The organism is Nitrosospira sp. TNL300 (genome assembly GCF_055385915.1).
The window spans coordinates 1,826,886-1,840,479 of the sequence record NZ_AP041005.1 but is presented as its reverse complement, the minus strand read 5'-3'; the positions used below and the strand labels follow the sequence as shown (position 1 = coordinate 1,840,479).

The 13,594-nt window shown below is 50.3% G+C and carries 13 protein-coding genes, 3 tRNA genes and 1 pseudogene; 8 read left to right on the top strand and 9 right to left on the bottom strand.

Features of this window, described 5'->3' with window-relative positions; translation table 11 throughout:
• Positions 1-16: 16 nt before the first annotated feature.
• Complete coding sequence (locus ACZ5BW_RS08490; RefSeq protein ID WP_464538902.1) at positions 17-922, bottom strand: c-type cytochrome; 906 nt, start codon at positions 920-922, stop codon at positions 17-19.
• Positions 923-1,327: 405 nt separating this feature from the next.
• On the opposite strand from ACZ5BW_RS08490, the gene ACZ5BW_RS08485 reads away from it, so the two are divergent.
• Both ACZ5BW_RS08485 and ACZ5BW_RS08480 read left to right on the top strand, forming a co-directional pair.
• Positions 1,328-1,570 carry a CopG family ribbon-helix-helix protein gene (locus tag ACZ5BW_RS08485; RefSeq protein WP_464538900.1) on the top strand — a complete coding sequence of 81 codons (243 nt, stop codon included), beginning with the start codon at positions 1,328-1,330 and terminating at the stop codon, positions 1,568-1,570.
• A complete protein-coding gene (locus ACZ5BW_RS08480; protein ID WP_464538898.1) occupies positions 1,515-1,760 on the top strand; it encodes a type II toxin-antitoxin system PemK/MazF family toxin in 246 nt (81 codons plus the stop codon). The genes ACZ5BW_RS08485 and ACZ5BW_RS08480 overlap by 56 nt, the downstream gene beginning before the upstream one ends.
• On the opposite strand, the gene ACZ5BW_RS08475 is transcribed toward ACZ5BW_RS08480, so the two are convergent.
• Entirely contained in the window at positions 1,721-2,494 is a 774-nt protein-coding gene (locus ACZ5BW_RS08475; protein ID WP_464538896.1) for a flagellar brake protein, read from the bottom strand. The genes ACZ5BW_RS08480 and ACZ5BW_RS08475 overlap by 40 nt on opposite strands.
• 863 nt (positions 2,495-3,357) lie before the next feature.
• Between ACZ5BW_RS08475 and ACZ5BW_RS08470 the strand changes: the two genes are divergently transcribed.
• Positions 3,358-3,819 carry a thermonuclease family protein gene (locus ACZ5BW_RS08470; RefSeq protein ID WP_464538895.1) on the top strand — a complete coding sequence of 154 codons (462 nt, stop codon included), beginning with the start codon at positions 3,358-3,360 and terminating at the stop codon, positions 3,817-3,819.
• Positions 3,820-4,045: 226 nt separating this feature from the next.
• Here ACZ5BW_RS08470 and ACZ5BW_RS08465 read toward each other — a convergent pair whose 3' ends face one another.
• Both ACZ5BW_RS08465 and ACZ5BW_RS08460 read right to left on the bottom strand, forming a co-directional pair.
• Complete coding sequence (locus ACZ5BW_RS08465) at positions 4,046-4,567, bottom strand: hypothetical protein (protein ID WP_464538894.1); 522 nt, start codon at positions 4,565-4,567, stop codon at positions 4,046-4,048.
• A gap of 355 nt (positions 4,568-4,922) precedes the next feature.
• A protein-coding gene (locus tag ACZ5BW_RS08460) for an IS5 family transposase (RefSeq protein WP_464538892.1) occupies positions 4,923-5,680 on the bottom strand; the annotation gives its coding sequence in 2 pieces (ribosomal slippage) (positions 4,923-5,347 and positions 5,347-5,680; 759 coding nt in all).
• A gap of 78 nt (positions 5,681-5,758) precedes the next feature.
• Here ACZ5BW_RS08460 and ACZ5BW_RS08455 point away from each other — a divergent pair.
• Entirely contained in the window at positions 5,759-6,586 is an 828-nt protein-coding gene (locus tag ACZ5BW_RS08455) for a nuclease-related domain-containing protein (RefSeq protein WP_464538890.1), read from the top strand.
• 432 nt (positions 6,587-7,018) lie between these two features.
• A pseudogene (locus ACZ5BW_RS08450) lies at positions 7,019-7,152 on the top strand (transposase); the annotation flags it as partial.
• Positions 7,153-7,192: 40 nt separating this feature from the next.
• Here ACZ5BW_RS08450 and ACZ5BW_RS08445 read toward each other — a convergent pair.
• Positions 7,193-7,267: transfer RNA gene (locus ACZ5BW_RS08445), tRNA-Val, on the bottom strand.
• 359 nt (positions 7,268-7,626) lie between these two features.
• Between ACZ5BW_RS08445 and gltX the strand changes: the two genes are divergently transcribed.
• From gltX to ACZ5BW_RS08430, 3 genes are all read left to right on the top strand, one after another.
• Positions 7,627-9,024, top strand: coding sequence for a glutamate--tRNA ligase (gene gltX, locus ACZ5BW_RS08440; protein WP_464538888.1), 1,398 nt, complete (start codon positions 7,627-7,629; stop codon positions 9,022-9,024).
• Between the two features lie 163 nt (positions 9,025-9,187).
• Positions 9,188-9,263 (top strand) — tRNA-Ala (locus ACZ5BW_RS08435).
• A 59-nt stretch (positions 9,264-9,322) separates the two neighbouring features.
• Positions 9,323-9,398, top strand: a tRNA-Glu gene (locus ACZ5BW_RS08430).
• A 449-nt stretch (positions 9,399-9,847) separates the two neighbouring features.
• Here the strand turns inward: ACZ5BW_RS08430 and ACZ5BW_RS08425 are convergent.
• The 4 genes from ACZ5BW_RS08425 to ACZ5BW_RS08410 all read right to left on the bottom strand — a co-directional run bounded on the left by ACZ5BW_RS08425 (position 9,848) and on the right by ACZ5BW_RS08410 (position 13,447).
• Positions 9,848-10,605 (bottom strand): IS5 family transposase gene (locus ACZ5BW_RS08425; RefSeq protein ID WP_464538886.1). Its coding sequence is split into 2 segments (ribosomal slippage): positions 9,848-10,272 and positions 10,272-10,605, totalling 759 coding nucleotides; the frame shifts between segments, so codons are not numbered across the junction.
• Between the two features lie 1,009 nt (positions 10,606-11,614).
• Positions 11,615-11,938, bottom strand: a complete 324-nt coding sequence (locus ACZ5BW_RS08420) for a hypothetical protein (protein ID WP_464538884.1) — start codon at positions 11,936-11,938, stop codon at positions 11,615-11,617.
• Between the two features lie 34 nt (positions 11,939-11,972).
• Positions 11,973-12,233 (bottom strand): hypothetical protein, encoded by a 261-nt coding sequence (locus tag ACZ5BW_RS08415; protein WP_464538882.1) that lies wholly within the window; start codon positions 12,231-12,233, stop codon positions 11,973-11,975.
• Positions 12,234-12,335: 102 nt separating this feature from the next.
• Positions 12,336-13,447 (bottom strand): IS3 family transposase gene (locus ACZ5BW_RS08410; protein WP_464538878.1). Its coding sequence is split into 2 segments (ribosomal slippage): positions 12,336-13,192 and positions 13,192-13,447, totalling 1,113 coding nucleotides; the frame shifts between segments, so codons are not numbered across the junction.
• Between the last annotated feature and the right edge of the window lie 147 nt (positions 13,448-13,594).

The following is a 13,594-nucleotide window of genomic DNA, read 5'->3' as shown; positions in this document are numbered from 1 at the left end:
AGGCATTTCTACTGTGTCACCTGGAAATGTCCCCTGGATTTCCTGACGGAGCCCGTTTCGCCCCGCTCATTGCCTTGAGATAGGCAATAATTTCACCCGCAACCTTTTCCCTGTTCGAAATTTCTTCCGCAAGCGCCGGCATGTGGGTGTTGTATCGAATGGTTTGCGGCGCCAATATCCAGCGCTTGAGGTATTCGGGCTTGATGTACTCCACCACGCTTTTCGGATAATTGAGCTCCGGTGCCTTGCCGCCCCCATCCCCGTTTATCGTGTGGCATGCGGCGCAGTGCTTGCGAAAATGCTCGAATCCGCGTTGTACCTTTTCCAAGGAACCAGATGGTGGAACCATATTCGGAAACGGTTCGTTCATCTTGAGTTCGATAGTCTTGATCTGGTAAGGCATATCGGATGCGCCTGCTTCAAGCAGTTCCTTCGAATCGATATTATTCCAAACGAGATAGAGCGGACCGAGGGGCACGACCTCGTTATTCTGCAATCTATTGGTCAATGTGAACGGCGCTGCACCTTCGTTGGCGAAGGCGAAATAGGCGTCATGGTCGAGGAATTTTTTCACCGGAATGCTCGGCTGATATCCATCGATCGACGTGAACACCACCTCCTGCGCTTTTTCCCAATCCTTGCCGAACACCTTGTCGAATACCGCTCTTGCCGAGAGTACACGATAAACCCGATTCCGCCGCTCATGCGGCTCGAATACCTTGAGCGAGCGCTCGCGGGCGACAGTGCGAAGATCATCCAAGGAGATAGTCTTGACAGCTTTGCCCTCTTTTTTGAACTCCACCTTGGTGGAATTTTCCGAAAATGAGGTAGCGGGAAATGCAAGGGCGAGAAAGCCTGCGAACAGGAAGAGATATACCCCAATCCTTGGGGTATACATGAGCAAGAAGGCGACAGGTGTCATATTGGATTGATTCAACCTGTAGGATTGGAAAGTAATTGTACCCTCTTCTTGTAACAATTGAATTCATATCACCTTTGAAGCCTCTCGGTTTGCGTAAAGTCACCAGGACACCTTTATTGTTCTTCTCAAGGAATCATATTGATGGCCGGAATAGAATTATTGACAACTTAGAGAATTGATTGAACCGGTGACGGGAGTTCCTCAGCGTCTACGGTGACAAATCCCGGATGATATAGTCCCTGGAAAGACTGAAAGTAAGTCGTCTAATACTGTTCTGATATTTATACTTTTTGCGGATATTAGAGCAATTTTGGTGCAAACATAAACAGATCCTTTCGCCTCGCAAGCGAGGGGAGGCATTAGCGAGAAAGCAAGTGTAAACACTTGATACGAAAATGCTCTAATATGAGCAAGGCAAAAATCGCCATAACTTTGGAGGAAGAGACTCTGGAGAAAGTTGATCGCTTGATCAAGCTGCACGTTTTTCCAAACCGTAGTCGTGCAATCCAAGAAGCAATGGAAGAAAAAATAGAGCGCCTGGAGAAAAACCGGTTGGAGATAGAATGCGCGAAGTTGGACCAGTTTTTTGAGCGTGCACTGGCTGAGGAAGGCCTATCCGAGGATCTGGCAGCATGGCCAGAATATTAAGAGGGAGATATGCTGGGCCGATTTGAATCCTGTACAAGGCCGAGAACAGGCAGGACAAAGACTTGTGCTCATTCTCAGCCATGATATCTTCAATGAACGCTCGGGTACCGTTATCGCCGTGGCATTAACTACCCAGGCTCAGCGGGCCAACTATTTCCGTTTTCGTTCCAGCTCCAGCCTTGTGATGTAACGCTGGATCAGGGACAGCACATTTTCCCCTGTATCGACAAACTCGCAACTGACGCGCTGGGATTGGAGATCGTGTACGAGCCCGGTGTCAGCTGGTTCTACCCGGATTATCCGCATGGATACCTTAACCGTACCGATATCCGGTAATACAATGCGGCAATTTTCATAAACGCTTCCTTCCCCAAAATTGCCTCTACCATTCGAATCGATGGCAGCCATGCCACCGCAGCTAAGGTCCTGCAGGATAACTTCCACCGTGGAAGGCGACTTTTCCTCGAGTATGGGAACTGCACATTTCACGGGAGCAATCGTCGGTGTGGCAACGCGATAATATTCCCGCTTTTGCATACGCAACAGACTTTTGGGGATCTGTGCAAGGAAGGCGTTTCGCCCCTCAAACTCTGTTTTCCCGATTTGTTGGCAGGAAAATTGAACCTTCACCTGGTTGGGAAATGCAACAACATTCCATTTTCCAGCTTGCAATGCCTGCTGATTGATCTCCTCATCCGGACCATAATCGAGCACCATTTCCCCGTGCTGGCTGTCAAGATTCAAAAGGGCAGTCGGGAAAAAGCTACCGGCATCACCAAAATAACAAGTGCTTTGCGAATTATTCCTTATCATCACTCGCAGCGTGGAGAGAATACCGCTTTTCGACGAAATGCGATATTTCTTGTTGTTATCAGGAAGGTCAGGTTTGCTGTCTGCCATGATGTCTGTCCAGGTTCTGCTCATTCATATTGGATTTCGCGATGTTGCTCCAATCATCAGACTGGAGCGCAACGCGCGAATGATCGTTCCTCGCCAAGATGCTGTCACTGTAGGTCCTGTCACTGTAGCATCGACTCCGCACCCCGGAATTTTCCCTACCATGTACGGATAGCGCGATGAAGGATCAAAGGCATGCGCGCGACAGGCCCAAGGGGTGACGACTATCTCGTTATAACGGCCGCAAAACGGAGTACCGTAGCAAAACAGCTTTTTGTTAGCAAAAAATTCCAGGTATTGGAGTATTGAAAGCACGTGGACTTGCATTCGCTCAGGATAAGCGGAAGAAAGGGAGGAGACTCAGAATCGAACCCAAAGCCAGGAGGATTTTATAAAACAAGGATCACATTTTGCTTGACATTTCTAAATAATCCACATTTTTCACCTGAATCACATACGCAATTCCAGTACTAAATGTCAAAAAATCCCGGGTCTTGATTTTTATTCAAGTATTTGATAATAAATATGTTTAAAAAAAGTTCAAAAAATAGCCGGCTAAGAAAAGATGTTACGGAAAGATGACTTACTCATCATTTGCATAGCTTATCAACAAACTTATCCACAGCAATTGTGGACAATCAAAAAGTCGGTGACCAATAGTCGATTTTTCGGGAATCTTCCTGCAAAGGATGTATCTTCGGCTCCCGGATAGTGAAATCATCGAGAATCATCCAGCCTGCTTGCATAGTCACGGCTCCTGAGCGCTGAGCTATCGCATCTCCCGCTATTCATCTCCCTCCATTCCTTTTACATATGGAGAGGTTTCGATAAGTTATCTATTCCCGAATGCCAAAATCCTATCCCTCGGTAAAATTCATCATTATTGCCGTATGTGCCCTGTATTTCTCGCCTGTAGAAGCAAAAACGTTTGGAGGAAAGGTCGTCGGCATAGCCGATGGCAATACTTTGACAGTTGTCACCAGATCAAAACGGCAACAAAGATTCGCTTAGCCGGGATCGATGCTCCGGAGAAGCAACAACCGTTTGGAGAGCGCTCCAAACAATTCCTTTCCGATCTATGCTTCGGCAAACAGGCGGCGGTGACATCCGGCGTAGTAGATCGCTACAAGCGTGTCGTGGCAAACGTCAAATGCGATGGCGTGAATGTCAATGCGGAGCAGGTCAGCCGGGGAATGGCCTGGACATACCGTAGATACGTCGACAGGAACTATCATCTCTATCTTCTGGAATTCAGTGCCAGGCTGGCGAAATGCGGCCTCTGGGCTGATCCCAACCCTGTTGCACCCTGGCAATGGCGAAATCACAGGAAGCGAGGTGTGTGGGTGTTTTGAATATGAAAGACCAGTTTTCTACTCGGTGCTTGAGTACTTACCCGCGCATATCCAATCCTCATTTCACTTCCCATTATTCTCCTGAGACTCATCTTTATCCCGACTTATCGGAGGGTATGTTTTCAAGACGCAGTTTTGTGAGGTTAAAAACTAGGGAAACTGCCGATTTTTTCGGTTCAATTCTTTTCTTCTGAAAAGACCGTTTTTGCGAGCATGATTCGAATTTTTATTTACGGTTTTTTATCAAATACAAAAGATTGGTTGATACCTCGATACCACATAGCTTATCAAAATCAGCACCGCACATTTTAAAACGAAATTGACCAGGTACATCATGCTCATCTCGGAACCAATATTCGTGCTTTTTATTATTATGGACCCACTTCCCATCCGGACTTTCAATCGATGCTACTGGCATCAATCTTTCATAATTATCAGGATTATCAAATCCATAGTTAATCATACGAACTCGGCCATGATCAGATTTCACTTTCTTGATGAATTTAAGGATATCTTCGTCGCTTACTTCAGCCGGCGTCACTAATTCCCTAAAGGGACCAATTTTTTCGGCGGCGATTGCTTCAGCAAATCTCCCATAAAACATTTGATGGCACCCTACTTGATAGCAGAAAGAGTTTTGTAGCTGCACCATCCAGCCCTGTTTACTCGGCAAGAGAAAGGAAATAATAAGAGAGAGTAGAAAAAATCCAAGAACTGCCCCCAATAACGCCACCAGCAACTTAAGCATAAACTGTTCCTATAATTATTTAATTTCCCATTTTACAGTTTTAAATTCTGCATCATATTTCGACCAAAACCCACTTCCTGTTCCATTTTTTCACCGTTTAAAAGAACCAAGTCGCAGCAGGGCCCCGGCCGGGCTCCTCCTGCTTAAGTCCTAAATACCCACACTGATTCTCTGGTGTACGTCGGTACAGTGGTAAATACTGCTGAGTTAGATAAAATCGCGTGGCCGTTGCTTCTGGGTCTGTACGATTTTCATATTACTTCAAAAATTTCGCTCGTATGCGAATTACTCGAGCATGGCCTACCTTCAAATCGAGAGCGAGCCATGACAATACATTAACTAGGCTCAGGACTCATTAATTGAGATAGAAGATGACGGTAGGGGCGATACAGATGGCGGAGAAGAAGGTGTGGGCGCAACGGTCATAACGCATGGCGATGCGTCGCCAGTCCTTGAGCCTGGCGAACATATTTTCTACCTTGTGGCGTTGCTTGTAGAGTTCCCTGTCGTATTCGATCTGGGTTTTACGGTTCTTCTTCGGGGGAATGCAGGGCGTAATACCCTTTTCTCTGAGGGCTGCCCTGAACCAGTCAGCATCATAGCCGCGATCCCCCAGCAACTCTTTTGCCTTGGGTAGAACAGGCAACAACAGGGCCGCACCCTTGTAATCGCTCATCTGCCCTTCGGAGAGCAGCAGGGCAACAGGCTTGCCCCTTCTGTCGCACACGGCATGGAGTTTTGAATTCAAGCCGCCCTTGGTGCGACCGATACGGCGGGGAACATCCCCTTTTTTAAAAGGCTGGCTGCCGTACGGTGCGCCTTCAGATGTGTGGCGTCAATCATTAGCCGATCCGGCGTTTCCTCTTTGCCAGCCAGTTCCGCAAAAATGCGGTTGAATATACCCATCCTGCTCCAGCGCATGAAGCGATTGTAGAGCGTCTTGTGCGGGCCGTAGCTTTTGGGAGCGTCCTTCCATTGCAGGCCGTTCTTTATCACGTAAATAATCCCGCTGATCACCCGCAAATCATCCACACGCGCCACCCCATGGGACAAGGGAAAATAAGGCTTTATGCGGTTGAATTGTTTCTCTGACAGCATAAAAAGATCACTCATGGCAACTCCTCCTGACATAAGTGAATCACATCCGCTCACTTCCGTGAATCCCAAAATCAATAGGTCCTGAGCCTAGAGTTGGCGTTGCCCAATGGAGGGCGTGAAATTGATGTTATCTTAGTAATTGAAGACAGGATTCTGGCAGTAGACCTTAAGGATTGGCGCGGCCGAATCGAAAGCGCGGGAGGGTCATGGCGTCTACATGGCAAAACCATGGAAGGAGGTTCACCGGTTGAGAAAATACTGCGCAATCGCCGCGACTTACACATCCTGCTCGATAGGTATCTGAAGCAACAGGGCGCATTCCAAAGGCATTTTGCCGAATTCGACCTTCCACGACGAGGTGGGGGGTTCGAGAAGCAGCAGTATCTGTATTCGGTGGACAGCGTGAGCCCAGAGGAGAAATTCCTGGCGGTGATACCTGTCACTATCAACGCACAGGGCGGGCGCTCGGCAACGGCAGAGTTCGAGTTGACGGAGTGGCGCTCTGGCCATGAACTGGAAGACCGGGAACGAATTGCCGATGCGGTGGCTGCTTACATGAAAAAGCTCAAGAAGCCACGACAAACGCATGACGCATGGGCGTATGAACAGTTGATTAAGCTGGCACCGGAATTCTTGGCTGATTTCATCCGTCGAGATGGATTGGCGGTTGAACGGTTCCACAAGTCAGCGATTGCACGTGCTGGAGAGCTGCGAACCGATCGTCCGACCATCCCGCTCCTGGGCTCTCTGTTCACCTCGCCCAATACCGAGAAGCTTCTTAACGCGATCAAATACGCAATAAAGCGCCATGAGCCGAACCGCCGCAAGTGGATCACCTCTGCTGGCTGGTGCCGTCGCTGCATTGGGGCTCCACGCGGGTACTCCCAAAGACGCTCGACGCGATACGCAAGACAATTTTGAAGGAAGGCAGAGCCCAGACCAAACCGCAGGAGTTCCGCTTCATAGCCGTTCGCCCAGACCACGAAAAGATTTCTCGGCACAGACTTTTGGAAGCTGCTTTTGACGAGAAAATGTATCTTGATGAAAGATCTGTACAAAGCTCTAACCTAGAGATCCTATGGATTCCTGGAATAGTGGTAGCAGCCTTAGTGCATGCCCCAATCAAGGTAGCACACGCGTTTCCCACTCCGCTTGGCATTCTCAGCTTCGATCCGATTGTAGTGGAGCGAAGCGAAATTTTCTTTACGTCGATGCACAATTAATGCCGGCCTGAAGGAGCGGGCTGTTCACACCCGTTCGTACGTAGCAATTGAGATCCTTGACGCCGAGTTCATGAGCCGCCCCGAGATTTGAGTTTTTCGAGCAAACTTGACCTTAAAAGAGGGCTGTTGCCTGAAGAATAAACAGTTTTCAGTAGAACAGATCGTGGCGGTATTGAAGCAAGCGGAGCTGGGAATGCCGGTGGCCGATCTGATCCGACAGGTGGGATTTCAGAACGGACGTTTTACCGTTGGAAGAAGTATTATTAGCTATATTGGACGTATTTGGATTTTGCTGGACATCTTTTGGTGGGCGGTACTGGGATCGAACCAGTGGCTTCCACCGTGTGAAGGTGGCACTCTACCGCTGAGTTAACCGCCCGTTACTTGACGTTATCCTGAGTTGATAACGGTTGAGGGTGGCGCAATTAGAGCATAAATCGAGGATTTCGGTCAATTCAGCAATTCGGCGCGAGTGTTTCAGGCTCCTATTCTGGCGGGAACGACAACAGTAAGCTTTTCGGCAATCTGGGTTGAGTAGCTTGGGGAAGGCATTTGCTTCGGCCGAAAATACTTCTGGGTTCCCGCTTTCGTGGGAACGATGAGACTCCAAGTCAAATGGTCGGCGAACGTGACGCCGGAATGTAATGCCGAGATGCTATAGCGCGGCAATAGTCCAAATCTCGCGTAAAATAGCGTCTTTTCGCAACTGCGACAGCTTTTCTGTCAGCATTCTTACCCATGATCCGCACCCGTTTTGCTCCCAGTCCCACAGGTTATCTTCACATTGGCGGTGCTCGCACAGCGCTGTTTTCCTGGGCTTATGCCCGCAAGCATGGTGGTAAATTCGTCCTTCGGATCGAGGATACTGATCTGGAACGCTCCACAGCCCAGTCCACCCAGGCGATTCTGGACGGCATGGCGTGGCTGGGGCTGGATTATGACGAGGGGCCGTTTTACCAGATGCAGCGCCTGGCGCGCTACCATGAAGTGGCGGAGCAGTTGCTGCGCACGGGCCGTGCCTATTACTGCTATTGCAGCAGGGAAGAACTGGATGCAATGCGCGAGCAGCAGCGCGCAGCGGGGTTGAAGCCCCGCTATGATGGTCGCTGGCGCGATTCCAGAGAAACGCCTCCCGCCGGCGTGAAGCCCGTGGTGCGGCTGAAAAACCCGCTGGATGGGGAGCTAACATTTAAGGATCTCATAAAGGGTGAGATCACCGTTTCCAACAGCGAGCTGGATGATCTCGTGCTGCTGCGCGGGGATGGGGTGCCGACTTATAACTTCGGCGTGGTGATCGACGATCTCGATATGAACATCACGCATGTGATTCGGGGTGACGATCATGTGAACAATACGCCGCGCCAGATCAATATACTGAAAGCGCTGGGTGCGCCTCTGCCGCAATACGCGCATGTTCCGATGATTCTCGGTGCGGATGGCGAGCGTTTATCGAAGCGGCATGGGGCGGTTTCGGTGATGCAGTACCGGGAGGACGGTTATCTGCCGGAGGCATTGGTGAATTATCTGGCCCGGCTGGGTTGGTCGCATGGTGATGAGGAAATATTCAGCCGGGAGCAATTGGTTGAGTGGTTCGATTTATCCAATATCAATCGTTCACCGGGTAAGTTCAATCCCGAGAAGTTGCAATGGCTCAACCAGCAATACCTGAAAACCGCGGATAACGAGCGGCTGGCGGAATTGGCAAAACCTTTTCTTGCGGTGGATGGCTGTGACGTTACTGGCGGAGGTGTTCCCGATTTGCGCAAGGTCGTGAATCTGCTCAAGGAGCGCGTCAATACCGTTGCGGAACTGGCGGATGCGGCTGTTTACTTCTTTCGCCCGCTGGAGCCTGCGGAGGAACTGAGGGCGCAGTATTTCACCGCTGAGGCTAAAGTTCCGATTCTCGATTTGCAGACAAAACTTGCAACGGTCGAATGGGAAGGCCATGCCATTAACGACGTAATCAAGGCCAGCGCTACGGCACACGGCATGAAGATGCCGAAGGTGGCAATGCCGTTGCGTGTCATGGTTACAGGAGAGGCCCAGACCCCGGCGATCAATGTGGTGCTGGAATTGCTGGGCAGGGAGGAAACGCTGCGGAGGATGGACAAGCAGCTTGAGTATTTCCCCAACTGATATATTGAGATTCAGGCGAGCGGGAGGGGGAGCGGCTAGAACAAGCAAGGTGAAAGGATCAATTGTTCGCGCAGTGGCCTGTCAGGGGATGATGAGGATGATATACTTCAACCTGTACATTGACGGGAAAAATAGCGGTCAGTATAATTCGCCTTCTTTTGCCGGGGGTATAGCTCAGCTGGGAGAGCGCTTGCATGGCATGCAAGAGGTCAGCGGTTCGATCCCGCTTACCTCCACCAGTTTATGGCAATATCACAAACTGACGGCAAACGGCTTTTAAGCATTTCAAAGTCCTCTGGTCCCCATCGTCTAGAGGCCTAGGACATCACCCTTTCACGGTGAGTACGGGGGTTCGAATCCCCCTGGGGACGCCACTAATTCCCCCAAATTCAGCTTGATTTTGTAATGAATACAATAAGCTAGGATTTGGTGATCGAGTGTAATGCGGTCAACTATGCCGCGCAGCAAATCCTTGAGGGAATCGCGGTCAAGGTCTGGCAGATTTTCTGCCACCATTGAGAGCATGGATTGCACATCCAACTCTTTTATTTCCCGCAGCGCCTTCGATTGCTTGCGAGTCATTTCCAGTTTGGAAAGCTGATCTTCGAGCGAGGCTCGTTGATTCGCGAATTCCTCTATCTTTTGAAGCAGCCTTCCGATTGCGGTTGTCTCTGACAGAAGATCAGATAGCCGGTTTATTTTTGCATCCAGCTTTTTGATTTCAGCCCGCAGGTCTGCCCCCTCTGCGTCGTCATCTGTCAACCCATGGGCAGTACTCTTTGTCAAAAGCATCCAAGGCTGATTGATCTAGGCTCAGGACTCATTAATTGAGATAGAAGATGACGGTAGCGGCGATACAGATGGCGGAGAAGAAGGTGTGGGCGCAACGGTCATAACGCATGGCGATGCGTCGCCAGTCCTTGAGCCTGGCGAACATATTTTCTACCTTGTGGCGTTGCTTGTAGAGTTCCCTGTCGTATTCGATCTGGGTTTTACGGTTCTTCTTCGGGGGAATGCAGGGCGTAATACCCTTTTCTCTGAGGGCTGCCCTGAACCAGTCAGCATCATAGCCGCGATCCCCCAGCAACTCTTTTGCCTTGGGTAGAACAGGCAACAACAGGGCCGCACCCTTGTAATCGCTCATCTGCCCTTCGGAGAGCAGCAGGACAACAGGCTTGCCCATGCTGTCGCACACGGCATGGAGTTTTGAATTCAAGCCGCCCTTGGTGCGACCGATACGGCGGGGAACATCCCCTTTTTTAAAAGGCTGGCTGCCGTACGGTGCGCCTTCAGATGTGTGGCGTCAATCATTAGCCGATCGGGCGTTTCCTCTTTGCCAGCCAGTTCCGCAAAAATGCGGTTGAATATACCCATCCTGCTCCAGCGCATGAAGCGATTGTAGAGCGTCTTGTGCGGGCCGTAGCTTTTGGGAGCGTCCTTCCATTGCAGGCCGTTCTTTATCACGTAAATAATCCCGCTGAGCACCCGCAAATCATCCACACGCGCCACCCCATGGGACAAGGGAAAATAAGGCTTTATGCGGTTGAATTGTTTCTCTGACAGCATAAAAAGATCACTCATGGCAACTCCTCCTGACATAAGTGAATCACATCCGCTCACTTCCGTGAATCCCAAAATTAATAGGTCCTGAGCCTAGATGTTCCACATTTTATAAAGCCCCATATTTCCCTCTTGTTTGTTAGTTGATTGACAGCGGCGCAAGGCTACCCACCATCTTTCAAACGCAGGGGAATGAAGGTATTGTACTGACGTACACCTGAGGTTGAGTGTGGGTACTCCAATAGGCATAAAAAGCCCGGCATAAGCCGGGCGGGGATACTGCATTCGCTTCCCTGTTTAGAAGAAGGAAACGAGTGGATAGATTAACGATATGAGGATAGGTTTACCGTTAAATACTTAACGTATGGAAATAAAAAGGCCTCATAAGAGGGCAACTTCCTGAATGGGCAGGGGAACATCAGTCGCTGTCATTCAAATTACAGCGATTTAAACTGTTGCTCCCCTGCAATATTGAGATGGTAAAAAAGAGCAATAGTTCAAGGCTGGACAGACGCTTGGAGGAGCGTTGGAGACGAGTAAAAAAAGTTCAATCTTCAGGGGACCTCACGCTCACTGACTCTCAAGAACTTGGAGGACTTCTTGTCGAGAAGCCTGATCTAGGCTTCTTATCAAATCAATCAAAGCCCGTTGTGATTCTTCTAGCTCGTCATTCCATAGCTTCAAGGCGTCATTAATCAGTTGATTATTTTTCACTTGGCATTCGCACTTCATTTCAAGATTGGGAAGTAAAAAACCGGGTCCCCATAAACGAGGAGTGACTTCGGAGCCCGGGGCGGTAGATTGGAGGTAACTACAACCGCATGACTATCTTAGCTCTGCGACAGAGCATCAATCAGTCGATAAGAACAGGTTTTTTCTGCTTATTGAGGAGAGAGCGGGGTGCAACAAAAAACCCGCCGAAGCGGGTTTGAAAAGGGAGTGTAAGGATGCAGGGAGCTGTCTACCCTGCCGTTTCATATAGCAGACAACAAAAACCTGTACAAGGAAGACTGCAGGAGCAACTGCAGGCCTAGAATCTGCCAGGAGGCGGCATTCCATAGGGCATTCCATACGGCATTCCATGGTTGTAATTACCCTGTTGCCGCATGTTGCCGAATTGCTGTTGCTGATACATGCGATCCATCTGCAACATGAGATCCATCTGCAACTGTCTGTTTTGCTCCTGCATCGTGTGATCCTGGTGCATCAATTGCTGCTGCTGCTGCTGCATTTCCAACTGTTGCTGCATCATGTCTTGCGAGTTCTGCTGAATGCTTGGGTTAAATCCGTAGTATTGCGCCCCAGCTGTTAACGGAAGCATTAGCGCAAATCCCGCTGTTACGATACGTTTCATAGCTGATCTCCCTCTTGTTGCGTTTTTGGTTAAATCATGCAAAAACGCGCAATATCTTTTGCGGTAACGTCAATGGAATAACCTCATCTTCTCTGTTTCTCTCACGTACGACATCGTTATAAGCCACGTCTCGCAAAAGCTCTATTTCTGGTGCAACTTCGACCCTTGTTTCTTCAAGGCTTTCAGCTAATTCGGCATCGCTAAGCTTATCGGCTCTCGCCATTAAAAACTGGAATCGCTTTACATCAACTTCATTCTGGCTTGCTTTATCGCCAAGCCTGACTGACAGCAACATCGCAGCAAAAACGGTAGCTATGAACGTCCCTCAGACCAGGACAGCTTTCGGAAAGACACTGGAAATGCCTGACGTCATCCCCGAAAACCGGACGGTTTAAAACTACAGGCGGACCGCTTCGTTGGTTTGATCTGACCTCTTTTTGACGAACTCGCTCGGGGTCAGGTGGCCGAGTGAGCCATGGGGACGGTGGTGATTGTAATCGTCCTGCCAAGCCTTCAGTTTCTCACGGGCATCGTGCAATGTAACGAATTCGTGGACATTGAGGAACTCATCGCGCAATCGGCCGTTGAAGGATTCGATCAGCCCATTATCCGTGGGTTTGCCCGGCCGCGTGTAATCGAGTTTGATCCCCCGGCGATATGCCCACTCGTCCAGGGCCTTGGACGTGAACTCCGTGCCGTTGTCCACGGTGATTGCTTTGGGCCATCCACGCTGTGCTGCAAGCCGGTCCAGGGCTTGACCCACGCATCGCCCGGACAGCCTGAAGTTGGCCTCCAGGCACACACTCTCGCGACTCCACTGATCAATGACGGTGAGGATGCGAAATGCCCGGCCATCGAGCATCTGGTCGTGGACGAAATCCATGCTCCAATGCTGATTCGGGCCGGTGGGTGCCTGAGGCCTGCCGCGCAGCAGCGCAATGCGCTTGCGGCGCTTGACCTTCATGCGCAGTTGCAGGCCTTGCTGGCGATAGAGCCGATATACACGCTTCTTCCCCACTTGCCAGCCTTCGCGCTTGAGCATCACCAGCACCCGCAGGTAGCCGAACCTGGGACGGCTCATGGCGATATCGCGAATGCGCTGGCATAGCGCACTTTGATCACGCGCCCTGCTCCTGGCATACCAAACCGAACGCGCTAGCTGCGCCAGGCGGCATGATCTCTGCACACTGATTTTGAAGCGCTCCTGCATCCAGGCTGCCAGCTCGCGCCGCTTGGCAGCCTTCAGAGCTTTTTTCGCACCACCTCCTGCAGAATCTGCTTGTCCAGCGTCAGGTCCGCCACGATACGTCGCAGCCGAACATTCTCATCCTCGATCTGCTTGAGCCTGCGCAGCTCGCTCACACCCAAATCCGCGTACTTCTTCTTCCACGTGTAGAACGTGGCCTCAGACACACCGATCTGCCGGCACACATCGACCACCGCTGTGCCGCTATCGGCCAGTCGCAGCGCATAAATGATTTGCTCCTCTGTGAATCTCGACTTCTTCATCGCTTCTCCTTTGCCTCTCATGAGGCCTTGGAAGCAATCCTACCTCCAGTTTTAACCTGTACCGATTTTCAGGGGAAACGTCATGCCGGCCAAAGCAGTGCCGCCTCCAACTATTATGCAGAAAGAGCCGAAAGTTTGAACTCTCCG

Excerpts from the sequence above, each read along its gene's own strand:
- ACZ5BW_RS08490 (WP_464538902.1), bottom strand. The coding sequence starts at position 922 with ATGACACCTGTCGCCTTCTTGCTCATGTATACCCCAAGGATTGGGGTA.
- ACZ5BW_RS08485 (WP_464538900.1), top strand. The coding sequence starts at position 1,328 with ATGAGCAAGGCAAAAATCGCCATAACTTTGGAGGAAGAGACTCTGGAG.
- ACZ5BW_RS08475 (WP_464538896.1), bottom strand. The coding sequence starts at position 2,494 with ATGAGCAGAACCTGGACAGACATCATGGCAGACAGCAAACCTGACCTT.
- ACZ5BW_RS08470 (WP_464538895.1), top strand. The coding sequence starts at position 3,358 with ATGTGCCCTGTATTTCTCGCCTGTAGAAGCAAAAACGTTTGGAGGAAA.
- ACZ5BW_RS08465 (WP_464538894.1), bottom strand. The coding sequence starts at position 4,567 with ATGCTTAAGTTGCTGGTGGCGTTATTGGGGGCAGTTCTTGGATTTTTT.
- gltX (WP_464538888.1), top strand. The coding sequence starts at position 7,627 with ATGATCCGCACCCGTTTTGCTCCCAGTCCCACAGGTTATCTTCACATT.
- ACZ5BW_RS08420 (WP_464538884.1), bottom strand. The coding sequence starts at position 11,938 with ATGAAACGTATCGTAACAGCGGGATTTGCGCTAATGCTTCCGTTAACA.
- ACZ5BW_RS08415 (WP_464538882.1), bottom strand. The coding sequence starts at position 12,233 with ATGTTGCTGTCAGTCAGGCTTGGCGATAAAGCAAGCCAGAATGAAGTT.